Below are 25,181 nucleotides of genomic sequence, written 5' to 3'. Positions count from 1 at the left end.
TATTTTATTTATTATAAAAATCTAAATTTTAGCTTTTAGCATATTTGAAGATTAATTCTTAAATTCACTGAAAATAAAGTCAGTTTTTTATTAATTGTCAGCATGAATCAGTGCCGAAGGAGAAAAACAAATTGAATACACTTGAAAGATGGACAACAGAAAAGTCTGCTGATCTTTTCGGTATAGACAATTGGGGTGCAAAATACTTTGGAATAAACGCAAAGGGTGAGGTTGTAATAACTCCTCTTGAAGATAAAAGCGTTGCAGTCAGTATTCCCGAAGTTATTCAGGGAATAATCCAAAGAGGTTTTGATATGCCTGTGCTTTTAAGAATTCAAAACATTCTTGATGCCCAGCTCAAATATCTTCACAAAAGTTTTAAAAAAGCAATTGACGAGCTTGGATACAAAGGCTGTTATAGAGGGGTTTATCCAATAAAAGTAAACCAGCAAAAACAGGTTTTAAAAGAAATTACAAACTTTGGAATTGAAAATCACCACGGCCTTGAAGCTGGATCAAAAGCTGAGCTTATAGCAGCTCTTGCATATATGAAGTCAAAGGAAGCTTGTCTTATCTGCAATGGTTATAAAGATGAAGAATTTATTGATCTTGCCCTTTACGCCAGACAAATGGGATTTAAATGCTTTATTGTAATTGAAATGCCCGGCGAACTTGACATTATAATAAAACGCTCCAAAGAACTTGGAATAAAGCCTCTTTTAGGGGTAAGAATAAAACTTTCTTCAAAAGCCGGAGGACATTGGACAGAATCAGGAGGGGACAGAAGCATATTTGGACTGAATATAAGCCAGGTGGTCCAGACAATAGATGTTTTAAAAGAAGAAAACATGCTTGATACAATTCAGCTTCTTCACTATCATCTTGGATCCCAAATCCCCAATATCAGGGATATAAGAAATTCTGTAATGGAAGCCTGCAGAATTTATACAGGCCTGGTTGATGAAGGTGCAAATATGAAATATTTTGACCTGGGTGGAGGTCTTGCAGTTGACTATGACGGCTCCCATACAAACTTTTCAAACAGCAGAAACTATACCATTGAGGAATATTGTGCCGATATAATTGAAAGTGTGATGAATGTAATGGATGAAAAAGGAGTTGAGCATCCAATAATTATAACAGAATCAGGAAGGGCAACTGTTGCCTACTACTCTGTTCTTTTATTTAACATTCTTGACACCACAACTTTTGACCCTCAACCTTTTCTTGATGAACTTGATCAAAACAAACCTGAAGTTATTGACAACCTTATTGAGGTTTTGCATTCAATTTCACTTAAAAATATCCAGGAGTGCTTTAACGACGCAATTTATTATAGAGACGAACTAAGAATAAAATTCAAGCACGGAGATATTAATCTAAGGGAAAGAGCCATTGGAGAAACAATTTTTTGGCATATAATTTCAACTATTGTCAAAAATTCAAAAAAACTTAAGCATATTCCAAAAGAACTTCAAGATCTTGATTCTGCTCTGGCTGATATTTATTATGGAAATTTCTCAGTCTTTCAATCAATTCCAGATTCATGGGCAATAGATCATCTTTTCCCCATAATGCCCCTTCAAAGACTTGATGAAGAACCCAAAAGATATGCCACAGTTGCAGACATAACCTGTGATTGTGACGGTAAAATTGATAAATTTATTGATATCCATGGAATAAAAAGATCCATTCTTCTCCATGAACTGGACTTTTCAAAACCTTATTATCTTGGAGTTTTCCTTGTGGGCGCCTATCAGGAAACCCTTGGGGATCTTCACAATCTTTTTGGAGATACCAATGTTGTAAGCATAAGAGTAAACGAGGATGGAAGCTATGATTTCACCAAAGAAATCGAAGGGGATACAGTCCAAAGCGTTCTAGCCACAGTTGGATATAACTCAAAAAGTCTTTTGGGAAGATTTAGAGAAAGTGCTGAAGAGTCAGTTAAACTTGGACAAATCAGCGTCAAGGAAAGATTTAATATTGTAAAAGCCTATGAAAGAGGTTTAAGAGGCTATACATATTATGAATATTAATTAAATTTATTCATCTTAAAAATACAACCTGAATTTTAAGTTTTAATACAATTTATACTCAAGAAATTTACAATGATTAAATTCATCTAAAACAAGGAGACCTCTTCAATGTCAAAAGTTCTTATAATCGGTGCCGGAGGCGTTGGAAACGTTGTTGCAAAAAAATGTGCAATGCTTCCCGAAGTGTTTTCTGATATTTGTCTAGCCAGCAGAACAAAGTCTAAATGCGATGAAATTGCAAAAAAAACAAAAACTCCAATCAAAACAGCCCAGGTTGACGCTGATGATTCAAAGCAGGTTGCAGATCTGATAAGATCTTTTAAGCCTGAACTTGTAATAAATGTCGCCCTGCCCTACCAGGACCTTCCCATAATGGACGCCTGCCTTGAAACAGGAACCGACTACCTTGATACAGCAAACTACGAGCCAAAGGATGAGGCAAAATTCTGCTATAAATGGCAATGGGACTATCATGAAAGATTTAAGGAAAAAGGAATAATGGCTCTTCTTGGAAGTGGATTTGATCCAGGAGTTACCAATGTTTTTACAGCTTATGTAAACAAACACCTTTTAGATGAAATTGAAATCCTTGATATAATTGACTGTAACGCTGGAGACCATGGCCATCCTTTTGCCACAAACTTCAACCCTGAAATAAATATAAGAGAAGTCACTGCTAAAGGGAAATTTTATAAAGACGGTAACTGGGTTGAAACCCCTCCTCTTTCAGAATCAAAAACTTTTGATTTTCCTGGAAACATAGGAGAGAAAAAAATATACCTGATGTATCACGAAGAGCTTGAGTCCCTTGTAAAACATATTCCGTCAATAAAAGAAGCAAGGTTTTGGATGACATTTTCAGATAATTATTTAAACCACCTTGAAGTTTTGCAAAATGTTGGAATGACTTCAATTGAGCCTGTAAAATACAATGGAGTTGAAATTGTACCATTGCAGTTTTTAAAAGCTGTTTTACCAGATCCCGGAAGCCTTGGAAAAACAACAAAAGGTAAAACCTGCATAGGCTGTCTTATAAAAGGGAAAAAAGACGGAAAAAACAAAACCGTTTATATTTACAATATCTGCGATCACGAAGAGTGTTTCAAAGAAGTTGAATCCCAGGCAATTTCATATACTACAGGGGTTCCTGCAATGATAGGAGCCAAAATGATTTTAGAAAAAAAATGGAGAGGAAAAGGAGTATTTAACATGGAACAAATGGATCCTGATCCTTTTATGGAAGATTTGAACAAATACGGGTTACCATGGAAATATGATATATGTTAAATTTTGACCCTGAAAAATTAAAAACTCCGGCCTTTGTTGTAGACAAAGGCCTTTTAATAAAAAATCTTGAAATTCTTAAAAAAGTTAAACAAGAAACAGGAGCAAAAATTCTTCTTGCCTTAAAAAGCTTTGCCATGTTTTCCTTTGCTCCTTTAATTTCAAAATATTTAAACGGAACCTGTGCAAGTTCCCCAAACGAAGCAAGGCTTGGACATGAAGAATTTAAAGGCGAGGTGCATTCCTATGCTGCTGGTTTTTCTGAATCTGATATTTTAAAAATTTCAAAATACAGTGACCATTTAATTTTTAATTCTTTTGCCCAAAAAAACAAATTTATTGATAAAGCAAAACAAATTAATAAAGACCTTTCCTTTGGAATTAGAGTAAACCCTGAAAAATCTGTGGGCTCTGTACCAATTTATGATCCTTCAGCTCCTGGCTCAAGGCTTGGAGTAAGAATTGAAAATTTTGAAGAAAATAATTTAGAAGGTATAGACGGTCTTCATTTTCATTGTCTTTGCGAACAAAATGTTCACCCTTTTATTACTGTATTAAATGCTTTTGAAGAAAAATTTGGCAAATATTTTGATAAAATGAAATGGGTAAATTTTGGGGGAGGACATCATATTACAAGAAATGATTATGATATTAATCTTCTTTGCAAGACAATAATTGATTTTAAAAAAAAATATAACCTTGAAATTTATCTTGAACCAGGCGAGGCAGTTGCCTTGAATACAGGCTTTATGGTTTCAACTGTTTTGGATGTAATTAAGGGAAGTGATATGAAAATTGCTGTTCTTGATACTTCAGCAGCTGCTCATATGCCTGATATAATGGAAATGCCCTATAGACCTTTTGCCATAGATTCTGATTTTAATAGCATAAAAAAGCACTCATATAGACTGGCAGGGCTTTCATGTCTAGCTGGAGATGTTATTGGAGAATACAGTTTTGATTATCAGCTCAAGCCGGGTTCAAAAGTGATATTTACCGACATGGCCCATTATACAATGGTAAAGACAAACACATTTAACGGAATAGGTTTGCCTGATATTAATATTTATGACCCAGAAACAAAAAGCATTCAGCTTATAAAAGAATTTGGATATGAAGACTTTAAATCAAGACTATCATAAAGCAAGTTATCCTTGTTTTCTTGAAGATGAAATAGGCAAAGTTTCACCTGAAAATGCGTTTTTCCATATTATTCCTGTTCCCTATGAAAAAACCGTGTCATACGGAGGAGGAACAAAAAACGGCCCTTTAAAAATACTTGAAGCATCTTCACAGCTTGAAGTGTTTGACGGATACTCCAATCCCTCAGCCAAAGGTATTTATACCCATTCCCCTTTGTTTGCAGATAACCACAAAGATCTTTTTAAACTTATGGATCAAGCCATATCCAAAACTCTTAAACTTTTTAAAATCCCTGTAATTCTTGGAGGAGAACACACTGTTTCAGTAGGAGCGTTCAATTCTTTTATGAAAAACGGCAAAAAACCCGGAATAGTTCAAATAGATGCCCATGCAGATCTTCGCGACACTTATGAAGAAAGTAAATTCAGTCATGCCTGTGTAATGAAAAGAGCCTTAGATTTTGGACTTGATATCTTTCAGCTTGGAGTAAGAAGCCTTTCGCCCTATGAAGTTGAACTTAGAAAAGAAAAAAACATAAAATATCTTGATGCAAAAGAACTAAACAAAAATATCCCTGATATAATTCTTCCAAAAAAGTTCCCTGAAGAAATTTACCTTACAATTGATGTAGACGGTCTTGATCCATCCATAATGCCTTCAACAGGAACTCCTGAACCAGGCGGGCTTATGTGGTATGAAACCCTTGAAATCATAAAAAAAATTTCAAAAGAAAAAAAAATAATCGGATTTGATATTGTTGAGCTGTCTCCTATTCAAAACCTTCACTTTCCTGAATTTACCTGTGCAAGACTTATCTATCAAATCATGGGGATGATTTAGCCTGGATTAATTAATTTAAAAACTTATTAAAAAACACTCAGAAACCATCAAAACTAAAGCTCCTCTCTTAAAAAAAATAAAATAATTGTTTTTTTAAAATAATGACTTTTTTAATTTAATTTGCTAACCAATGGAATAATTTATTATTATATTTACTTTTTGGATTTGCCTTTCACTGGAACAAACCTTTTAATTTAGCGATTGGTAAAAACCATTCAACAGCTAAAAAGCTGGTAAACGACCTTTATTTTTTCAATTGGATTTGCATACATGGTAATTTTCTTTTCTGCTTTAATCATTTTATCAATTTTATCAACTAAAATAAGTGCCAAGTACGGAATTCCCCTTCTTATTATATTCATAATAATCGGTATTGTTGTTGGAAGTGATGTATTAAATCTGTTTTATTTTGATGATGCTGTTCTAACAAAAAGAATAGCAGATATTTTACTGGTTTTTATAATTTTTGGAGGAGGGTTCCAAGTATCAAAAAACAGCTTTAAATCAGTGGCTGGACCAGCTCTTACCCTTGCAACTTTAGGAGTTGGATTAACTGCACTTGTTTTGGGTCTATTTATTCACTTTGCATTTAAAATTAATTTTATACATTCAATGATGATCGCATCAATTATTTCCTCAACAGATGCTGCAGCCGTACTTATGCTTACCAAGCAAAACCCCATCAAGTCCCGTATTTCAACAACATTAAATGTGGAATCTGCGGCAAACGACCCCATGGCAATTTTGTTAACAATGACATTTATTCAAATAATGATCGGAGAAATTCAATCCCCAACTATCGCAGCTTTACACCTGATCTGGCAATTTCTTGGAGGAGCTGGTGTGGGATTTGCTGTTTATAAAATTTCAGTTTTTCTTTATGACCATCTAAAATCTGAAAACAGGGGAAACTACAATGTACTTTTAATAGGTGTAATTCTTCTTGCCTATGGCTTGTCCGAGCTAGCAAAGGCAAATGGAATAATTGCTGTCTTTTTTATGGGCTACTGGCTTGGCAACAGTGACTTTATAGCAAAAAGGGGGGTAAGCAATTTCCTTGAAAGTATTTCAACTATGTGTAACCTCTCATTGTTTCTCATGCTTGGTTTGCTTGCTTTTCCAAGTAAATTTATTCATATATGGAAAGAAGGAGTGATTATTGCTCTGATTATGATATTTATTGCAAGGCCGGTTGCAATTTTTCTTTGTACAATTCCATTCAAATATTCTATCAAAGAAAAACTTTTTTTAGGCTGGGGAGGAATAAAAGGAGCTGTTCCCATCGTTCTTGCCACATATCCCTCCGCCTATAATCTTGATGAAAACGGAATTGTTTTTGATATTATCTTCTTTGCAGTATTTCTCTCATGTATAATTCAAGGTTCAACTCTTGGGATACTGTCAAAAATATTTAAACTTGCTGAAAAACCCTTACCCACAAGCCCTTATACAGTAGAACTTCATTCAATCACAAAAAGTGATATAGACATGTTTGAAATACATATTGTAGAAGATGCTCCCAGTGCAAATATAAAAATAGCTGATTTAAACCTGGGTGCTGAAGCTTTGATAACTTCTATTGTAAGAGACGATAAAATTATCATGCCCAAAGGAAATGTTAAGTTAAAATCACATGATATAATCTATCTCCTGGCTCATTCAGCTGAAATAGATGAGATCAACCTCAAATTAAATGTTTCACAAACATGTGAGCTGGAATAACAATAGAAACCCAGGCTGGGCTTAAAACTTGTTAAATTCAGGATCAAACTTAACTCTTGCAATCTTCTGATTTTTATAAAAAATAATTTTAAATCTTTTGACACTAAAACAAACTCCTGATTTTCAGCCTGTTCTAATCTTTATTGTTTTTCCCTTGATGATTAACAGCTTTAATTATTCTTGAGATTCAAATTTTAATTAGACCAAACATGAAATAGATAGAATTTTTGTTTATCTAAGAACAAAAGATAGCTTGATTTTATTTGATCAATATAGTTAGTTATCTATTTCTGAATTTTTAAATTTAAACATAAATTAATTTGTTTTTAAAACAATCATAAAGATGAGTTATGAATTTATCAGCTAAAATTGAAAAAAAACAAGGCAAAGCCTATATTAAAGATGGATTTAGTGCAGTATGGCCAATTTGCGTTGGCTATATTCCTCTTGGAATTGCCCTGGGAGTCTTAGGCCAAAAAGCAATGCTTTCTCCCCTCCAGGTGATTGCAATGTCTCTTTTTGTATTTGCAGGAAGCGGGCAATTTATTGCAGTTTCCATGATTTCTGCAGGTGCTGGCTCTATTTCAATTATAATGACAGTATTTATGATTAATTTAAGACATCTTCTCATGAGTTCATCACTTGGAGTTTACTTAAAAAATGTTTCATCAAAAAAACTTGCAATTTTAAGCTATGGAATTGTGGATGAAACTTTTGCTGTAAATATTCAAAAATTAAAAAAAGGTGATTGGGGCCCAAGACGATCAATTTCAGTTAATTTATTTGCTTACTCAGCCTGGGCTTTAAGTACTTTTGCAGGATGTTATTTTGGAGAATTCATTCCCGAAGGAGCTTTTGGAATAGACTATGCCCTAATTGCCATGTTTATCTGCCTTCTGGTTTTTCAGCTCAATGGTTCAATTTATTTTGTTTCGGCAGTAATTTCAGGGCTTATAGCTGTATTTCTTTCAATGACTCTTCCAGGAAATTCATACATAGTAATTGCTTCCATTATTGCAGCCTCCCTTGGGGTTATTATCAAAAAAAGGTTAATTAAAAATGATGAGTAATACCCAGTATTTTCTTCTGATTGCTGGAATGGGAATTGTCAGTTTCATTCCAAGATGGTTTCCTTTGTTTTATCTTTCAAAAAAAGAACTTCCAAAACCTATGGTGGAATGGCTTGAACTCATACCTGTATCAATTTTAAGTGCTTTGCTTTTCCCTGCTCTTCTTGTAAATCCCCAGACCAAGGAATTTAGTCTTGTTTCAGCTGAAACCGCAGCATTTATCCCTTGTTTTATTATTGCCTGGTTTACAAAGTCTCTTGGAATTACACTTGTTTCAGGAATGTTTTTTTATTGGGCAGGAACAAGTTTTTTTTAAAAATCAGATTACCCCAGTAAAAAAACCAGGGTAATCTTGATGTTTTTATTTTAAATCTAAATTTCAACTTTTTCAATTACACTCGAAAGGCTAAGCTTTACAAGTCTATTAAGACCGTTGATATAGGCCCTTGCACTGGCTGTAAGAATATCTGGATGAGCTCCTTTTCCAAGTGCAATTTTCCCATTTTCATCTTTAAGTCTTACAGTAACTTCACCCTGAGCATCTGTACCGCCTGTAAGGGCTGTAATTGAATATCTTAAAAGTTCAGGCTTTTTTCCTGTAATTTTTGAGATGGCATTGAAAACTGCATCAATTGGGCCGGTTCCTTCACTGAATTCTATTTTTTCAACTCCTTCTACAAGAAGCTTTATACTTGCTGTAGGAAAGATTGTAGTTCCTGTAGAAACATGAATATACTCAAGCTTATAAACATCTTCAATTCTTAAAATACCTTCATTTACAAGGGCTTCAAGGTCTTCATCAAGAATTTCCTTTTTCTTGTCACAAAGGGATTTAAATTCTTTTGTAACCACAGCTATTTCATCATCTGTAAGCTTATATCCCATGGATTCAAGCCTTGATTTTACAGCAGCTTTTCCTGAATGCTTACCCAAAACCATTTTATTGGATCTTAAACCTATTGTTTCAGGCTTCATGATTTCATAGGTCATGGGATTTTTCAAAATACCGTCTTGATGAATTCCAGATTCATGGGCAAAGGCGTTTGCACCAACTATTGCTTTATTTGGCTGAACCATAATTCCTGTAATCATTGACACAAGTCTGCTTGTTGGATAAATTTTTGTGGTATCTATACCTGTAGTATAGCCCAAATCTTCAGTTCTTGTATTAAGAGTCATTACAAATTCTTCCAGGGAGGTGTTTCCTGCTCTTTCCCCTATTCCGTTTATTGTAACCTCAACCTGTCTTGCTCCGGCTTTGACTGCTGAAAGTGTATTTGCAGTGGCAAGTCCAAGGTCGTTGTGGCAATGAACGCTTATTACGGCTTTACTAATATTTGTTACATTATCCATTATGTAACTGATAAGGGCTCCATATTCGTCTGGAAGTGCATAACCAACCGTGTCTGGAATATTTACAGTGGTAGCACCGGCATCTATTACAGCTTCAACCACCCTGCACAAGAAATCCTTATCACTTCTTGAACCATCCTCAGCTGAAAACTCCACATTATCAGTAAAAGTTTTGGCATATTTTACTGCTTCAACAGCTTTTTCAAGAACTTTTTCAGGTTCCATCTCAAGTTTGTATTTCATATGAAGATCTGAAGTTGCAATAAAAGTGTGCAGTCTTGGGTATTTTGCGTGCTTAACAGCTTCCCAGGCTCTTTCTATGTCAGAATTGTTTGCCCTGCAAAGTCCTGCAATCTGGGCTTTTTTTGAATTTTTTGCAATTTCTGACACTGCTTCAAAATCTCCGTCAGATGCTGCTGGAAACCCAGCTTCAATAACATCTACTCCAAGCTCTTCAAGTCTGTTTGCAATTCTTACTTTTTCGGCAATATTCATAGTTGCCCCGGGAGATTGTTCCCCGTCCCTTAGAGTAGTATCAAATATAATTATTCTATTGTTGCTCATTTTTTTTCCTTTTCAGCTTAATTGTTAATTTTTAGTTAAATCAAATCTCTAAACCAAAAAGTCTGAGCATGGACCGCGGGGTTATACAAATCTTTCTGCCCGCGGTTTTAAACCCTATACAAACCAAATTATCCTCCACATCTTTAATTTTAAAAATAAATGTTCTATATAGTATTCTTTTAAATAAAAAGTCCAATTTTATGTTAATGATAATCACTTTTATTAATTTATCTATATAGAACCCATAAATTTAAAAAGGTTAAATAATGTCCTCAGATTTTAAAAAAATTTATTTTAATTCAGCCAAGTTTAAATTAAACGGATATCTTCATATCCCAAAAAACTTTTCAAATTCTATTGTTATAGGCTCTCATGGGCTTTTAAGCGATGCAAAAAGCAGAAAACAAATTGCCTTGGCAGACGAGCTTTCAAAATTTAACATAGGTTATTTAAGGTTTAATCACAGGGGCTGTGGCAAAAGCGAGGGAAATCTTGAAAAAACAAATCTCTTAACAAGGAAAAAAGATATTTTATCGGCTTATGATTATCTTAAATCAAAATTTACAATAAAAAAAATCGGACTTTTTGGAAGCAGTATGGGAGGAGCCACCTGTATTTTTTCCTCCAAGGAAATTAATCCCAACTCCATGGTTCTTGCTGCTTCTCCAATTATTGGACAATCCATGGAAAATTCTTTTACAGGAAGCATTGATATTTTAATGAAAGAAACAGGGCTTTCAAAAAGTTTTTTTAAAAACAATATTGATTTTGACCTTTTGGCTGAGCTTGATAAAGTAAAAAACACTCTTGTTATCCATGGAGATAAAGATGAGATTGTACCTTTTGAAAATGGTGAAATTCTTTTCTCAAAAATTGATAATGACAAAAAACTTTTAAGAATTAAAAATGGAGATCACAGGATAACCAATCCAAAAGATCAAAAAACTATGTTAAAAGAATCAGTAAACTGGTTTATTAAATATTTAAATTAAAATGGAGAGTGTTTTATGGAATATCCCCAACATAATCTGGGTCTTGATCTTGTAAGAGTTACTGAAACTGCCGCCCTTGCTTCAGCAAGATGGCTTGGAAAAGGTGAAAAAGAAAACGGAGATCAGGCTGCAGTGGATGCCATGAGGCTTTCTTTTAACTCAATAGGTATTAAAGGAAGGGTAATTATCGGGGAAGGCGAAAAAGACAAAGCCCCAATGCTTTACAATGGTGAAACTCTTGGAACAGGAAATGGGCCTTCAGTTGATGTTGCAGTTGACCCTGTTGAAGGAACCAATCTTCTTGCCTATGGTAGACCAAACGCTATAGCAGTTGTTGGAGTGTCGCCTGAAGGCACTATGTTTACCCCTGGCTCAAGCTATTATATGGAAAAACTTGTTGTTCCTGAAGCTGCTAAAGATGTTGCAGATATTGAAGCTCCAGTTGAAGATAATCTTTTAAAAATAGCAAAGGCCCTTGGAAAAAGTGTGGAAGATTTAATGGTTTTTGTACTGGACAAACCAAGGCACAAAGAACTTATTGAAAGAATAAGAAAAGCAGGTGCAAGAATTCAGCTTCATACAGACGGTGATGTTGCAGGTGCACTTATGGCAATTGATCCAGCCTCTGAAATAGACCTGATGATGGGAACAGGAGGAACTCCAGAGGGAGTTCTTGCAGCCTGTGCTATTAAAGGACTTAATGGAGAAATCTATACGAGATTAGATCCCCAGAACAAAGATGAAATTGAAGCTCTTCAAAAGGAAGGGGCAGATCTTAAAAAAGTAAGAAATGTAAATGATCTTGTAAGAAGTGATGATGTTTTCTTTGCAGCTACAGGAATTTCAGGGGGATCTTTTTTATCGGGAGTAACCTATACAGGAAAAGGTGCTGTTACTCAATCCCTTGTAATAAGAGGAAGAACAGGAACGATCAGATATATAAAGTCTATTCACAATTTTACAAAACTTATGAAATTCAGTTCAATTAAATACGAAAGCAAATAAGCGGAGAGATAAATGATTAAAATTATTAAATTTTCTGAACTTGACTCTGGTTCTGAAGTTACAGCAATTGCTGTAAGTGAAAACATCAATGAATTTTCAGGGGATAAAAAATATTATCCTTGGGAACAAAAAGCAAGGGATCTTGAAGAGTTTAAAGGCCAGGAAGACAAATCTATTGTTTTTTATTCACCTGAAAACATAAACGCCAAAAAAATTATTTTATGCGGGCTTGGAAAAAAAGAAAAACTTTCCATTGAATCCTTTAGAAAATTTGCTTCCAATGCTGTAAAAAAGGCAATCTCATTAAAGGCTTCATCTCTTGATCTTATAATCCCTGAAACACAAAAAACAGACCTAGACAAAAAAGATGTTTTTAAAGCTTTATGTGAAGGAGCCTATCTTTCAAATTACAATTTCAATGAATACAAATCCAAAAAAGAAGATTCTCCTTTAAAGGAAATAAAAATTCCTGTTTTGGATGAAAACTTTGAGCAATTTAAAAACATTGCACAAAAATCAGAAAAAATATGTTCCTGTGTATTTTTTGCAAGAAATATTGTTTCAACTCCTCCAATGGACAAAAGACCTGAACAACTTAAAAATCTTTTAGTTGATTTTGCATCAAAATCAGGACTTCAAACAAAAGTACTTGATAATGAAAAACTTGAAGAACTTGGATTTAATTCCCACTTAGGAGTTGCAAAGGGAAGTACTGAAGGGGCATATCTTGTAATAATGGAATATACTCCTAAAGATTATGATGAAACAATTGCCCTTGTGGGAAAAGGCATAACATTTGACTCAGGAGGTCTTGATCTTAAGCCGCCATCTGGAATGGAAGATATGAAACTTGACATGGGGGGAGCTGCCGCTGTTACAGGAGCTGCTGCTGCTCTGGCTAAACTTGGAATAAACAAAAAAATAATTGTTGTTGTTCCAATAGCTGAAAACATGGTTTCAGGAGATGCCTATAGACCAGGTGATGTTTTAAAATCCTATTCAGGAAAAACAATTGAAGTGTTAAATACAGATGCTGAAGGAAGACTTCTTCTTGCTGATGCACTTTCATATACTGAAAAACTTTTTAATCCAGACCTTATAATTGATGCTGCAACACTTACAGGTGCATGTATGGTGGCTTTGGGCGACAAAATTGCTGGAGTTTTTACAGATAATGAAAAAATTGGTGAAGAAATTGTAAAAAAAGGACAGGAAATAAATGAACCCTGCTGGATGCTTCCTGTTTTTAAAGAATATGGAAAAAGATTAAAAAGTGATGTTGCAGACCTTAAAAACATAGGTGGAGGCAGATACGGAGGAGCAATTACAGCAGCTCTTTTTTTAAAAGAATTTGTAGAAAAAACAGATTTTGTTCATCTTGATATTGCAGGCCCTGCCTTTAGCCAGGAAGCAAATTATTATACAAACAAAGGCGGAACAGGGTTTGGAGTAAGACTTATTGCTGAATATATTTTAAGCAGATAATTTAAGTAAAGTTTTGCTTCCAAAAAACATTTTAGAAGCAAAACTTACAATCAAACAATTTATCAATTAAAACAAAAAGTCAGTTGCCAATTGAGCTTCCAGAAACAAAACCCACAAATGCAGAAGCAGTCTTTTTGGGAACTTCCATCATTGGAAGATGTCCGGTATCTTCAAAAACAACAAGACTGCTTGTTTTAATTCTATTTTTAAATTCATAGGCATTATCAAGATGAAGCACCTGATCTTTTTCTCCCCACAAAATTAAAGTTGGAGTTTTTATTTTTTCTACATTACCTGACAAATCAATCAGATCCTTGGACATGTCATCAAATATTTTTTGGTCAATTGCTTTCCGTTTGATTTTTCTTTCGGTTAAAACCTTAAAAAACATAGATGGAATATATGGCTGATTTTCCATTACCAAATCCATTAATTCTTTAAATTCTTTTTTATTTTCAACCACAAGTAAATTTTTACCTTTTTCAAGACTTTTGGTAAACTTGGTTTCTGTTTTATAAATTCCTGCACTGTTAATTAAGGTAAGAGAATTAACTTTTAAAGGATATTTACTTGTAAATTTTAAGGCAATTGCTCCACCCATTGAGCTGCCGATTAAATGTGCTTTTTCAATTTCAAGTGAAGTTAAAAAATCTTTTAACCATTCCACCTGATTTTTAATTGTATATTCATTGGACAGTTCTGAAAAACTTTCTCCATGGCCAGGAAGATCCAAAACAATAATTTTAAATTTTTTTGTCAGCTCTTTTGAAAAATTGAGCCAGGTATCTTTGTTTGAACCAAACCCATGAATCATTATAAGATAATCCTGATTGCTTTCAGGGTCTTTAAATCCAAAATTATTAAGATAGGAAATTTCACCATTTGCCAGCTTTATTGTTTCAACTTCAAGATCTGAATTTTTCCTTAATCTTTCAATTGAAGAATCATAAACCTTAGCTTTTGAACACCCTGATAAAATTAAAACAATTATAAAAAATGCTACTGTTTTTCTTAAAAAAATCATTTTTTTCTCCAAATATAAACCCCAATTAACTAAAACCTAAATTAAACATTTCATAGATTTAAATCATTTTTTCCAAAGTCTTGAATAAAGACCTGAACTTCTTGAAACAGACCTTTTTATACTAGTTTGGAAAATAGACTTTTTGCCCAAAAAATAAACCTTTTTTCTAGCCCTTGTTACAGCAGTATAAATAAGCTCCCTTGACAAAACACTTGTTTCATATTCTGGAAGAACAATTAAAACATTGTCAAACTCAGAGCCCTGGCTTTTATGAATAGTCATTGAAAAAACACTTTGGCAATTATTTAATCTAAGAGGGTGAAAAGTTTTATAAGCCAAATCAGAAGATTGGAAAAAAACCTTGTTTTCACCGTTTCGATCTTCTAAACAAATCCCTGTGTCCCCATTAAAAAGATTATTTATATAATCATTTTTTGTTATAATTACAGGTTTTCCATTGTACCAAAGTTTTTCTTCCAAACTTTTTTTATTTGTAAAAAGATTTTCAATTATCAAATTAAGCCCTGAAACTCCATACTCATTGTCATTTAAGGGAGATAAAATCATAAACTCTGAAAAATATTTAAAAGCCAGCTCAGGGTCTTTAACTAAACCAAGTCTTTTATAATATTTGTCTGCAAAACCAAGAATCCTGGTTTTAAAATCTGAATAGTTTTTTGTTTCAATAAATTCAATATCATTAAAACCTGAATCAAAAATATCAAAACATTTTTGAGTATCCATATTTTTAACAGCTTCTGCCAGTTTGCCAATTCCACTTTTTTTATCAAATCTATAACTTTTTTTAAGCTCAACTATGGAATCTGAAATTTTGCCATCATCTGAACAAGGGATTTGACTTAAGCCTTTTTCATCAAAAAAATTTTTTAATACCTCAATGTATTTATTTGAGCACCCTGTTTTTTCTCCTCTTTTACAAATATCACCAAACACAGAACCAGGAGAAACAGAAGCAAGCTGAAATCTATCACCTAAAAGAATAAGTTTTGAATGATCTTCAAGTGCTTCGCAAAGATTGGCCATTAGCTTCATATCTATCATTGAAGCTTCATCAACAATTACTACATCAGCTTTAAGCCTGTTATTTTTATTGAATACAAATCTGTTTGTTTTTGATGAAAAACCAAGAAGTCTGTGAATGGTAGATGCTTTTGAGGGGAAATTTTTTTTAATTTCTTCATTTAAATTTATGGAGGAGATTGTATTGTTAATTGCTTCAACAAGTCTTGAAGCAGCTTTTCCAGTGGGTGCACACAAAATTATTTCAGGAATCTTTGGATACCAAAGTTCAAAAATCACTGCAATTATTTTTACTATAACTGTGGTTTTACCTGTGCCCGGCCCTCCTGAAACAGCACAAAACTGGGAAAAGCATGCTGTAAGAGCAGCAAACATCTGCCAGTCTGGATTTAATTTGGAGTCTTTAAAATATTTTGGAATTATCTGATTAAGTTTTGAAATTGTTTTTTTATCATAGTTTTTATTTAAAGCCCTTGAGATTATAAATTTTGAAAAAAAATTTTCATAGTTATAATACCTGTTTAAATAAAAAAAATCATTTTCATATACAATAGGGGACTTGCTGCTGTCTTTACCTACAGCTTCGCAGGCTATAATTTCATTTTTAAATTGATCAATGGAAATATTGTAGTTTTTTACGAACTTAAAAAGTTTAGGATCAGAATTTAAATCAATGCAAATATTTCCTTTTCTTGTTTCCATGCTCAAGTACATAAGAAAAAAGGCTGAAATAAAACTCTTATCATCCTCTTTTTCCATTAAAAATTGGGAAAAATAAAAATCTAAAAAACTAAAACCGTATTCTTCTTTAAAGTCTTGAAAAAGTTCATGGTGAAAATCTTGATTTGTTAATTCCTTTATTTTCATGTTATATCTTTATGTATTTTAAATTTATATTAATTGATTTGAAAGGTCTACAATACCATGAACAACGAGCCGCAAACAATAGATAAAATTGCAACCCTTCTTTGCAAAGCTACAAAACATATAATAGAAACAAGCACAAAACAAAAAGTTGAATACTCAAAAACATTTCAAAAAATCCCAAAGGTTACCATGACTCCCGACATTGGATGCTTTGTCCAGTTTACAGGCAATTACAACGGACTTGTTGTAATTAATCTTACTGAGGCGGCTGCCATGGAAGTTTACACCTCTTATATGAAAACAATGGGAATGCCAGAAGATGAACTTGCAAAAGACTTTACCTCAAGCGAGGTGGCAGACAGTATAGGAGAAATCACAAACCAAATCATGGGTCTTCTCATGAGAACTATAGAAGACAAATATGACCTTTCATCTTTTTGCGGACAGCCCAAAGCTCTTGCCTTAAACAGTGCAATTACCCTTATAATAGATTGTGAGTACCAAATTCACAGAAGACTTGTATTCAAAATAAATGGCAAACCTTTTTTAATTGAAATTGCCTTGGAACAAACTGAATTTATAAAAACCAATTTATAAATACTTTTACGGGCAGTTTTTGTTTGATTTAATTTTAGTTACTGCCCTTAAATATCTCTTTTTTTCCTCTAAAGACAAAAAAAAGGGCTGATAAAGCAAAGAGCTTTTATTCTTATTTTCAAACATTTCTATTTTAAAAACCAAAAACTCATCTTTATTATTAAAAAGCCACTTGTTCGTGTCAGAAACAGCAAGAGTTCCATTGGTTCTTAAATTTATTAATCTTTTTTTAAAAACTAAATTCTGATCAATTATTAAAGGTTTTTTAAAACAGCCATAATTAACCTCTGAAATTTGAACTTTTTTCGGATAAAACCCGTAAAAAGATTTTATCTTAAAAACCCAGATAATTTCTGGAACACATTGAGAATCAATTGAAGAAACAACAAAAGGGCTTAGATATTCAACTGAAAAATCAGAATTTTTCAATAAAACATGGGAGTCTTTTTTAACACAAAGATTTAAAGGCTGATTATCGGTAATAAGAAATTCTTTTTTAAAAACCTCATCAGTTCTAAAACTATTTGTTTTCCATGAACAGCCTGAAAAAAAAACAAAAACAAGGACAAAAATAAAAAAATATTTTAGTTTCATCTTAAACCTCAGTTGATGGTAACAAAGGCAAATCATAAAAAACACCGGTTGTGTTTTCAGAAGAATCTATCCCCCTTAAAAAAAGATAATAAACTCCTCCAAAATTTTTTTCAAATGAGTAGTTTTTTCCAAGCCGGTATTTAAGATATTTATCCAGGGCATAAGAATAAATATAATACTGAAGAAAATAAAGGCTGTTGCAAATCTCTTTAAAAAGATTTTCATTTTTATAATCTTTGTATAAAAACCCCAGATGATTTGATTTCCAATCAAGAATATAAAACTTGCTGTCATGCTCAAAAACAAGATCTATAAATCCTTTCATAAAGCCCTTGGATTCATTGGCAGTAATGTTTTCAAGCCTTTTTTTAAATTCTTCATTCAAATCAAGTAAACAAAGATTTCTTAAAAAAAAATTAATTTCTTTTTCTTTTAAGGGATAATAAAATTCAAGCTCAGTAATTTTTTGATTCTTATTTATGTTTTTTAAAAAAAGGCCTTTTTTTAATTCTTTATTTAAAACATTTCTTACCATTTCACAAACACAGGAAAGCCATTGATTATCAAATCCAAATTTCTCAAGCTTGAGTTTCACCAACTCTTCAATTTCATCGTCTAATGCACAAAAATTTAAATCCTCAAAAATGGAATGAAAAAATATTCCTGAAAAAGCACCTTTGGGAAAATTAAAAATATTAAACTCATCCTGATTTTCCACAGGGATTTCAAATTTTTCATCACTGAATGAATCAAATCTTTCATCATCTTTTTCCTTATTTAAAGACACAAGTGAAAAAGATGAAATCTGGAAGCTTTTTTTTAATTCCTTTTTAAACACACAGTTTTTAAATTCCAGGTTTTCTTTAAAGGGAAGATAATCATAAGTTTTTAAACTTTCAGAGGAATCATAAATTTTAAAATTTATTGATCCTTTAGAGGTTTTTGAAATATTTTCTATTGCAGAAAAAAGATTTCCATCTTCATTTTTAAAAAGTCTGGTAGCATAAGTGTCGGTTTTTTTCTTATCTTCATCAAGAAATATATAAGTTTTATATTTTGCTCTTGTAACTGCTACATAAAAAACCCTTAAATCCTCAGCAATACTTTCTTCCTTTAAAAGATACCCGGGCTTCTCATCTATTCCTGAGTTAAAATCAAGAATAAGCTCTTTTGTTTCTTCATCATGGTATAAAATTCCAAATTCATTTTTAACCCTGACATTTTTAGGTAGAAAACCACAAAAAACTATGGGAAACTCAAGGCCTTTACTTTTATGAACAGTCATAATTTTAAGCTTTTTTTTATCGCTTTCCATTCTGAGCTGATATTCCTTTGAAAAACTGGTGTTGTTCAAAACTTTTTCAGCAAACCAGTTTACAAGAGATTTTTTCCCATGCCTGTTTTTCACTTCCTCTTCATGAAGAATTTCAAAAATATGGATTAAGTTGGTTATTCTTCTTTCACCTGAAACAAGCTTTGCCTGAATATTTAAAATATTATGTTCATAAAAAAGACAATCAAGCATTTCCATTACGGAAAACTCTGTCCATAATCTATTGAAATTTTTAAATCTATCTAAAATTTCTGCCCATTTTGATTCGTCTTCAAGAACTTTATTCAATTTGGAAGCAGGCATTAAAAAAAGTCCTCCTGTAAGAACTTTTTTTATTTTTCGATCATTTGCCGGATTTTCAGCACAGTCTAAAAATTCAAGAATATTTTGGGCTTCTTCTGTATCAAAAACAGATTCTTCACTGGTAAGTACAGAAGGAAGATTGTTTTCTTCAAGATATTTCCTTACTTTCCTTCCAAACTTATTATCCCTTACCAGGATAGCAATATCTGAAAGTTTAATTTCTTTATCTTCAATTTTTATTTTTTTATTTTGAGACCTGGATAAAATATTTGTAATTTCAGAAACAATATATTTTAAAATAAAATTTTCTTTTTGAGTTTGATTTGTGCCTGTTTTTTCAGACATCAAAACAAACTCCATTCCTCCTGAAGGCTTTTCTTCTTCAAAAATTGAATCAGATTCAGGTTTTACAGCCCCGATTTCAAAATAATTAATTTCCTCAATGCAAAAAGGATTGGCTGAGAATGAAAAAACATTATTTACTGAATTTACTGCCTGAATTGAAGATCTATAGTTTTTATTAAGGGTGAAAATATGATCTGCATCTTTTCTAGCATTAAGGTAGGCATAAATATCTGCTCCCCTGAATCTGTAAATTGCCTGTTTAGGATCCCCAATAAAAAAAAGAGGACAATAGCCTTTAAATACTTTTTTAAAAATTTCATACTGAACAAGATCAGTGTCTTGAAATTCGTCAATAAGAGCTGATTTATATCTTGTCCTCAAAGTGTTTTTAAAAACATCTTGATTGTCATTTTCAATTGAATACTTAACCTTAAACAAAAAATCTCCAAACCCAAGAACTTTTTGCTCATCTTTTAAATTGGAAAGAATTTTTAAGGTTTCTTTAAATCCTGTTTTTTTAAATAATGAAAGAAACTTTAAAGTTTCTTCTTCTAGCTCTAAAGCTTTATTGTGGAGTTCTTCGCATTTTTCAAAAAAAATATGAAAAGGAGCTTCTTTTCCTTTTTTTGCTCCTTTTTCTACTTCAGTCCACTTAAAATACATAAAAGGATTGTTTTTTCTGTTTATTTTTTCCTTGGTGTAAACAGAACTTAAATTTTTTTTCGATTCAAAAACTTTATCAAGATATTCTTTTCTTTCTTCAAAGTTTCCACTGATTGTTTTTTTAAAAATATCTGAATCAGTTAAAATTTCCCTTATTTTAGACTGCTCAGTTTCCCAAATTTGCCCAGCTTCTTTTTCACATTGAAAAAATTCATCATTAATTTCATTAAGATTATCAGAAGGCTTTTTAGCAATAATTTTAAGCTCTGGATAAGACATATATTTTTTTACCAAATCAGCTATATAATCAGGGCCTAAATTATTTAAAAAAAGAAAACGGGATTTATTGGAATCTGAAGAATCAATATAGTTTCTATAAAAATCATCAGCACTTTTTCCAATAAGCACAGATTCATCACCCAAAATTTCAGATTCAAAAAAGTTTTTTGTTTCAAAGGCATATTCTGAAAGAACTTTATAGCAAAACCCATGAATTGTAAAAATACAGGAAAGATCAAAATCTCTTATTGCAGAAGATATTTTAACCATTCCCTCTTTTGGATCAGGGTATGAATCTACAAGCTTTAAAATAAAAGGATCTTTAATATTTTCTTTTTTATCTTTAATTAAACTTTCAAATCCTTTAAGGGTTTCTCTAAGTCTTTTTAAAATTCTGTCCTTTAATTCCAGGGCTGCTGCTTCAGTAAAAGTAACAACAAGAATTTCTTTTATTGAAAGGTCTTTTTCAAGTACAAGTCTTAGAATAAGGGAAGTTATTGTATAGGTTTTTCCTGTTCCTGCACTTGCTTCTATAAGGGTTGTAGAATTTTTTATATTTGTTTCAAAAGGATCAAAAACTTTCATATAAACCTTAGTTTACCTCATTTAAACTTTTAAAGATTGGAAGAAAAAATTTTTCTGAAATTTCAATAAACTTATCGTCAAAAAAATCTTTTCCCCTGAAATTTTTTTCAATAAGGGAATAATCCTTAAAAGAATTTGCTGAACTAATTTCATTTTTTACCTTTGATAAATTTATTTCCCGTATTTCATCTGTAATTTTTGAAAAATCTTTTTTAACTGAGTTTTGAATTCCTTTTACATAACTAAATGAAAGATCAGGATCAAAATTTAAGGGACTAACACAGCCTTTTTCAAAAAGTTTACCAAGTTCTTCTATATAGACCCGATCCTTTTCAAGATTTTCAAATTTGCTTTTTATAAAAGCAGATTTCTCACTGCCTGCAAAAATTGACAAATTTTTAAATTGGGCTATTTCACTGTAAAGTGCAAGAACATGTTTTAGCCAAAGCTCTATTAAATTCTTAGGGTTTATTCTTCCATATCTGAAAAGAATGATTTTTCCATTGTAAAGACTTAAGTTTCCTTTAATTTTGAGTTTATCACTAATTAAAGACAAGGAAACTTTTTCTGGTTTTTCAAGATAATTTTCAAGTTTGTTTAAAAAGAAAAAAATATCCTCTTTAAGTTTATTGTAAAAAACTTCACCTGTTTTACCATAGGGGAGTTTATTTTGGCTTTTAAAAATTTTTTTAGAAATTTCTTCATCTTTTCCTGTTAAAAACATTTCAAGGAGATCATTTGAAATAATATATTCAAAAAGATTTCCAGGATTAAAAGCTTCCCTGTCTTCAAAAAAATCAAAGCTCTGCTCTGTTTCTATGGAATTGAATTTTAAATAAAACTTCTGGGGATTTTTAAAAAAACTTATAAAAGAATTTAAATCTAGAAATTCACTTTCAGACTTTTCATCTTTTTTTAACGGCTGATCAATAAAAACAAAGCTTTCAGGCTTTTCCAAATTAATGTCTTTTGAAAGTTCCATTAATCTTTTTGAATAGGAAAACAAAGAGCCACTTAAATCAGCTTCTCCTGAATTATCAAAAGAAAAATACGATGAAGAAAATGAAGAAGCCTGGTGGTTTCTTGTAATCTGCTCTATTATATTTTCTGGGGAAATAAAATTATCTTCTATATAATCAATTAGCTCTGATAAAATGGGAGAAGGGGGAATTATTGAATCTGTTTCCTGATCTTTTCCTGTGTAACTTAAATAAAGGTAATTTCTTGCTGAAATTATGGTTTCCAAAAAAAGATATCTATCATCATCCCTTATATGACGATCTCCTTTTTGTCTGTTTTTTCCCATTAGATCAAAATTTGGAGGATAATAATTTCTTGGAAAATCTCCCTGATTTAACCCGCAAACACAAATCATTTTAAAAGGAATGCTTCGCATTGGAAGCATGGCACAAAAAGTAAGTCTTCCATCCAAAAAACCATAACCAGAAGAAGCTGATAAAGCAATTTGTTCTATTCTTTGATAGATCACTATAAAAGGAATTTTCAAACTGGTTTGTGAATAAATTGCTTCTTCTTTTAAATCTGTAAAAATTTTTTTAAGATTTATAAAGTCAAACTCATTTGTTTTTTCAAAATATAAAAAATCATCGCAAATATTTAAAAAAATATCTGCCCACTCAGCTGCCAAATGTTTTTTACCAATAATTTTTTTACTGTATTTTTTAAGCTTATAATAAAACTCCATAAGCCCTGATGCTGTTTCCTGCTCAGAAGTATCAAGTTCAAAAACAGGTAAAAGGTTGTTGAAAAAAACCAAATCATCAGGATTTAATGCATGACCAAGACAAATAAGATCAATGCCTTTTTTCCAGGTTCCTGAAATTTCAGAAGAAAGATTAAAATTTTCCTTAAAATCCTCATCAAGGCCCCAGGATATATTTAATTTCAAGGCCCATTGTTTTATTTTTTCAACTTCTTCTTCATTTAATCCAAATTTTTGATGAATAAATTTATCTTCCAAAAGATCTATAACAACTGAAGCTTCAAATCTTGTGGTAAATATTCCTGCGAGTTTTAAAAAAGAATCAAGCCCTTTATTTTCAGATTTAAAGGATCTGTCTGCTATGGAAAAAGTTAGTTTATAATTATCATTTGATCTTCCAAAAACTGATTTTATATATGGAGAATATTTTTCAATATCAGGAATCATTACAATTATATCTGAAAGCTGAATGTTTTTATCTGTATCAAGAATATATAAAATATTATCCTTTAAAACTTCCATCTCCCTCATGGGACCATGACATGAATGAATTCTAATGGAGTTGTCATTTAAGCTTATATTTTTTTTACTGGTATCTGAATAATCAAAAAGATTTAGAATTGAATTCTGAATAGATGATAAAAGCGAGGTTTCCTTGGGCGGGATATAAGTTTCATCAATTTTATTTATTGGATAATCATTAATTGTTTCATAAAAAACCTTCCCTGTTTTACCAAAAGAAGCAAGAAGAGAATTGCCATATTCAAGGTAAAGCTCTGTTCCTTTAGATTTCTTTTGTAAATTATCAATTGTGCTTTTAGGTAAAATCTCACCCCAATAATCCAGACATGGATTTAAAAGATAAAGGTTAATTTCTGAGTTTTGTGAAAAAAAATTCAGGGTTTCAAGGTAAATCTGGGGAAGTGAAAAAATTCCAAAAACTGAAATTTTTTTGGGTAGATTATTTAAAACCTCCTTTTCTGTATCAAACTTTTCAAAAAGATTGTTGATTTGCTTTAAAGGGTAATTCAAACCAAGGGTTTTACATAGTCTGTTCCATAAAAAAGACTGCCATCCTGCTTTAGTCTCATCTTCTTCCCATGATAAAATCCATTTTGGTCTAAATATCTGATATTCCATAAAAAGACGGGAAACTTTTGAAGAAAACTGATAAAGCTTTTCTATACTTATTTTTCCATCCAAAGTTTTTATATAATTTAAAACTTCCTTAAAGTTTTCCTCATCTTTAAACTGATAAATCAAATCCATTATTGTCCAGGTATAAGCTTCAGCACCCGGTTTAAAAGATGAATTTTCTAAAAACCCTGTCTTTTCAAGGCAATATTCAATCAGGGAATTTGGATATAAAAATAAAACATTGGATAAGATTCCAAGATTTTCACAAAGCTTAAGGGAAAGGTATTTTTCCATTCCCTTGCTTTGAACTACAATTATTTCAGGTTCAAAAACACCGCCTTCTGGCTTTTCTAAAGACTTACCAAGTCTTTCAAGTAAAACTTCAATTTTGTTTGAAAAACAAAGATTAAAGTTTTTCATTCAAATATCCGCCAGCTAAGTGGGCTGTTACTCTTTTTGCTATGATCTGTCTTACATATTCTGATAATTCATCAACTTCCATATCTTTAAAAACTTCATATTCAATGGGCTCTAAAATTTCCATTACCATATGATGAACCCCGTGATAATCTATACTGTATTTGGGAAGGGCATTAATTGTGCCGTTTATTGTAATGGGAAGAATGGGAAGCTTGAGTTTTTTTGCAAGAATAAAAGCTCCGGGTTTAAAAGGCCTTAAAACCCCTGTTTCTGATCTGGTGCCTTCAGGAAAAAAGAAAACAGAGCTTCCTGATTTTAAAGTTTTTTCTGCCACCTCCATCATTTCTTCAATACTTTTTTTATCTCCTCTTTTTAGTTGAATATAATTGTTAAGTCTCATATTCCACCCTACAAGAGGAAAATTAAAGATTTCAATTTTTGACACCCACTTAAAATGAAAGAAACTTGTAAATGCAAGAAGAATGTCAAGCTGGGACTGATGATTTGAAACAATCACATAGGTTTTATTTCTTTTTATGTTAGTTTTTCCTCTTACTTCATATTTCCAGCACTTCATCATCCATATATAAACACTTGCCCAAAAACAGGTATAAAGGTGCAAAATTCTTAGTTTTGGATCAAAAAGCCTGGTTACTATTCTTAAAATAAGAGCTCCTGTGAAAAAAAAGATTGAACTAAACCCTACAATTATGAAAAAAAAAGCTGCTGCTATTTTTTCTCCCATTTTTTACTCCTTTTCTAAAATTAAACAA

The 25,181-nt window shown here is 31.9% G+C and carries 18 protein-coding genes; 11 read left to right on the top strand and 7 right to left on the bottom strand.

The genetic code is table 11. The features are described 5' to 3' along the window. Positions 1–131 precede the first annotated feature (131 nt). From speA to RBR53_05740, 7 genes are all read left to right on the top strand, one after another. On the top strand, positions 132–2,039 hold the full coding sequence (gene speA, locus RBR53_05770) for a biosynthetic arginine decarboxylase (GenBank protein MDY0132159.1): 1,908 nt from the start codon (positions 132–134) through the stop codon (positions 2,037–2,039). A 108-nt stretch (positions 2,040–2,147) separates the two neighbouring features. After that, positions 2,148–3,326, top strand: a complete 1,179-nt coding sequence (locus RBR53_05765; GenBank protein ID MDY0132158.1) for a saccharopine dehydrogenase family protein — start codon at positions 2,148–2,150, stop codon at positions 3,324–3,326. Beyond that, positions 3,320–4,465, top strand: a complete 1,146-nt coding sequence (gene nspC / locus RBR53_05760; GenBank protein MDY0132157.1) for a carboxynorspermidine decarboxylase — start codon at positions 3,320–3,322, stop codon at positions 4,463–4,465. Before RBR53_05765 ends, nspC begins: the two co-directional genes overlap by 7 nt. After that, a complete protein-coding gene (gene speB, locus RBR53_05755) occupies positions 4,437–5,306 on the top strand; it encodes an agmatinase (protein MDY0132156.1) in 870 nt (289 codons plus the stop codon). The genes nspC and speB overlap by 29 nt, the downstream gene beginning before the upstream one ends. A gap of 270 nt (positions 5,307–5,576) precedes the next feature. Further along, positions 5,577–7,028: a potassium/proton antiporter gene (locus RBR53_05750; protein ID MDY0132155.1), complete on the top strand. Its 1,452-nt coding sequence runs from the start codon at positions 5,577–5,579 to the stop codon at positions 7,026–7,028. A gap of 350 nt (positions 7,029–7,378) precedes the next feature. Beyond that, positions 7,379–8,098, top strand: a complete 720-nt coding sequence (locus tag RBR53_05745; GenBank protein ID MDY0132154.1) for an AzlC family ABC transporter permease — start codon at positions 7,379–7,381, stop codon at positions 8,096–8,098. Further along, positions 8,088–8,414 carry an AzlD domain-containing protein gene (locus RBR53_05740; protein ID MDY0132153.1) on the top strand — a complete coding sequence of 109 codons (327 nt, stop codon included), beginning with the start codon at positions 8,088–8,090 and terminating at the stop codon, positions 8,412–8,414. Before RBR53_05745 ends, RBR53_05740 begins: the two co-directional genes overlap by 11 nt. 56 nt (positions 8,415–8,470) lie before the next feature. On the opposite strand, the gene RBR53_05735 is transcribed toward RBR53_05740, so the two are convergent. Next, positions 8,471–10,015 (bottom strand): 2-isopropylmalate synthase, encoded by a 1,545-nt coding sequence (locus tag RBR53_05735; GenBank protein ID MDY0132152.1) that lies wholly within the window; start codon positions 10,013–10,015, stop codon positions 8,471–8,473. Between the two features lie 266 nt (positions 10,016–10,281). Here RBR53_05735 and RBR53_05730 point away from each other — a divergent pair, with 266 nt between their 5' ends. From RBR53_05730 to RBR53_05720, 3 genes are read left to right on the top strand one after another with little or no spacing between them, the layout of a single operon-like run. After that, a complete protein-coding gene (locus RBR53_05730) occupies positions 10,282–11,007 on the top strand; it encodes an alpha/beta hydrolase (protein ID MDY0132151.1) in 726 nt (241 codons plus the stop codon). Between the two features lie 15 nt (positions 11,008–11,022). Continuing rightward, positions 11,023–12,012: a class II fructose-bisphosphatase gene (gene glpX, locus RBR53_05725; GenBank protein ID MDY0132150.1), complete on the top strand. Its 990-nt coding sequence runs from the start codon at positions 11,023–11,025 to the stop codon at positions 12,010–12,012. A 12-nt stretch (positions 12,013–12,024) separates the two neighbouring features. Continuing rightward, a complete protein-coding gene (locus tag RBR53_05720; GenBank protein ID MDY0132149.1) occupies positions 12,025–13,497 on the top strand; it encodes a leucyl aminopeptidase in 1,473 nt (490 codons plus the stop codon). 79 nt (positions 13,498–13,576) lie between these two features. Here RBR53_05720 and RBR53_05715 read toward each other — a convergent pair whose 3' ends face one another. Both RBR53_05715 and recD read right to left on the bottom strand, forming a co-directional pair. Further along, positions 13,577–14,521 (bottom strand): alpha/beta hydrolase, encoded by a 945-nt coding sequence (locus RBR53_05715; protein ID MDY0132148.1) that lies wholly within the window; start codon positions 14,519–14,521, stop codon positions 13,577–13,579. A 63-nt stretch (positions 14,522–14,584) separates the two neighbouring features. Continuing rightward, positions 14,585–16,429: an exodeoxyribonuclease V subunit alpha gene (gene recD, locus RBR53_05710; GenBank protein ID MDY0132147.1), complete on the bottom strand. Its 1,845-nt coding sequence runs from the start codon at positions 16,427–16,429 to the stop codon at positions 14,585–14,587. A 57-nt stretch (positions 16,430–16,486) separates the two neighbouring features. On the opposite strand from recD, the gene RBR53_05705 reads away from it, so the two are divergent. Next, on the top strand, positions 16,487–17,026 hold the full coding sequence (locus tag RBR53_05705) for a DUF3334 family protein (GenBank protein ID MDY0132146.1): 540 nt from the start codon (positions 16,487–16,489) through the stop codon (positions 17,024–17,026). Positions 17,027–17,032: 6 nt separating this feature from the next. Here RBR53_05705 and RBR53_05700 read toward each other — a convergent pair whose 3' ends face one another. The 4 genes from RBR53_05700 to RBR53_05685 are packed head-to-tail and all read right to left on the bottom strand — an operon-like array spanning position 17,033 to position 25,153. Beyond that, a complete protein-coding gene (locus RBR53_05700) occupies positions 17,033–17,620 on the bottom strand; it encodes a hypothetical protein (GenBank protein MDY0132145.1) in 588 nt (195 codons plus the stop codon). Position 17,621: 1 nt separating this feature from the next. Beyond that, positions 17,622–21,128 (bottom strand): exodeoxyribonuclease V subunit beta, encoded by a 3,507-nt coding sequence (gene recB, locus RBR53_05695; GenBank protein ID MDY0132144.1) that lies wholly within the window; start codon positions 21,126–21,128, stop codon positions 17,622–17,624. A 7-nt stretch (positions 21,129–21,135) separates the two neighbouring features. Then, on the bottom strand, positions 21,136–24,408 hold the full coding sequence (gene recC / locus RBR53_05690) for an exodeoxyribonuclease V subunit gamma (protein MDY0132143.1): 3,273 nt from the start codon (positions 24,406–24,408) through the stop codon (positions 21,136–21,138). Beyond that, on the bottom strand, positions 24,395–25,153 hold the full coding sequence (locus RBR53_05685; protein MDY0132142.1) for a lysophospholipid acyltransferase family protein: 759 nt from the start codon (positions 25,151–25,153) through the stop codon (positions 24,395–24,397). The genes recC and RBR53_05685 overlap by 14 nt, the downstream gene beginning before the upstream one ends. Positions 25,154–25,181: the final 28 nt, after the last annotated feature.

It is taken from the genome of Desulforegulaceae bacterium (assembly GCA_034006035.1).
In the GTDB taxonomy this organism is placed as follows: domain Bacteria; phylum Desulfobacterota; class Desulfobacteria; order Desulfobacterales; family JACKCP01; genus JACKCP01.
The sequence above is the reverse complement of the archived record's forward strand: the minus strand, read 5'-3'. Positions and strand labels throughout refer to the sequence as shown.

Coding starts and splice junctions, on each gene's coding strand:
- recB (MDY0132144.1), bottom strand. CDS start 21,128: ATGAAAGTTTTTGATCCTTTTGAAACAAATATAAAAAATTCTACAACC.
- RBR53_05715 (MDY0132148.1), bottom strand. CDS start 14,521: ATGATTTTTTTAAGAAAAACAGTAGCATTTTTTATAATTGTTTTAATT.
- RBR53_05700 (MDY0132145.1), bottom strand. CDS start 17,620: ATGAAACTAAAATATTTTTTTATTTTTGTCCTTGTTTTTGTTTTTTTT.
- glpX (MDY0132150.1), top strand. CDS start 11,023: ATGGAATATCCCCAACATAATCTGGGTCTTGATCTTGTAAGAGTTACT.
- recC (MDY0132143.1), bottom strand. CDS start 24,408: ATGAAAAACTTTAATCTTTGTTTTTCAAACAAAATTGAAGTTTTACTT.
- RBR53_05745 (MDY0132154.1), top strand. CDS start 7,379: ATGAATTTATCAGCTAAAATTGAAAAAAAACAAGGCAAAGCCTATATT.
- RBR53_05685 (MDY0132142.1), bottom strand. CDS start 25,153: ATGGGAGAAAAAATAGCAGCAGCTTTTTTTTTCATAATTGTAGGGTTT.
- RBR53_05720 (MDY0132149.1), top strand. CDS start 12,025: ATGATTAAAATTATTAAATTTTCTGAACTTGACTCTGGTTCTGAAGTT.
- RBR53_05740 (MDY0132153.1), top strand. CDS start 8,088: ATGATGAGTAATACCCAGTATTTTCTTCTGATTGCTGGAATGGGAATT.
- nspC (MDY0132157.1), top strand. CDS start 3,320: ATGTTAAATTTTGACCCTGAAAAATTAAAAACTCCGGCCTTTGTTGTA.
- recD (MDY0132147.1), bottom strand. CDS start 16,429: ATGAAAATAAAGGAATTAACAAATCAAGATTTTCACCATGAACTTTTT.
- speB (MDY0132156.1), top strand. CDS start 4,437: ATGAAGACTTTAAATCAAGACTATCATAAAGCAAGTTATCCTTGTTTT.
- RBR53_05735 (MDY0132152.1), bottom strand. CDS start 10,015: ATGAGCAACAATAGAATAATTATATTTGATACTACTCTAAGGGACGGG.
- RBR53_05765 (MDY0132158.1), top strand. CDS start 2,148: ATGTCAAAAGTTCTTATAATCGGTGCCGGAGGCGTTGGAAACGTTGTT.
- RBR53_05750 (MDY0132155.1), top strand. CDS start 5,577: ATGGTAATTTTCTTTTCTGCTTTAATCATTTTATCAATTTTATCAACT.
- RBR53_05730 (MDY0132151.1), top strand. CDS start 10,282: ATGTCCTCAGATTTTAAAAAAATTTATTTTAATTCAGCCAAGTTTAAA.
- RBR53_05705 (MDY0132146.1), top strand. CDS start 16,487: ATGAACAACGAGCCGCAAACAATAGATAAAATTGCAACCCTTCTTTGC.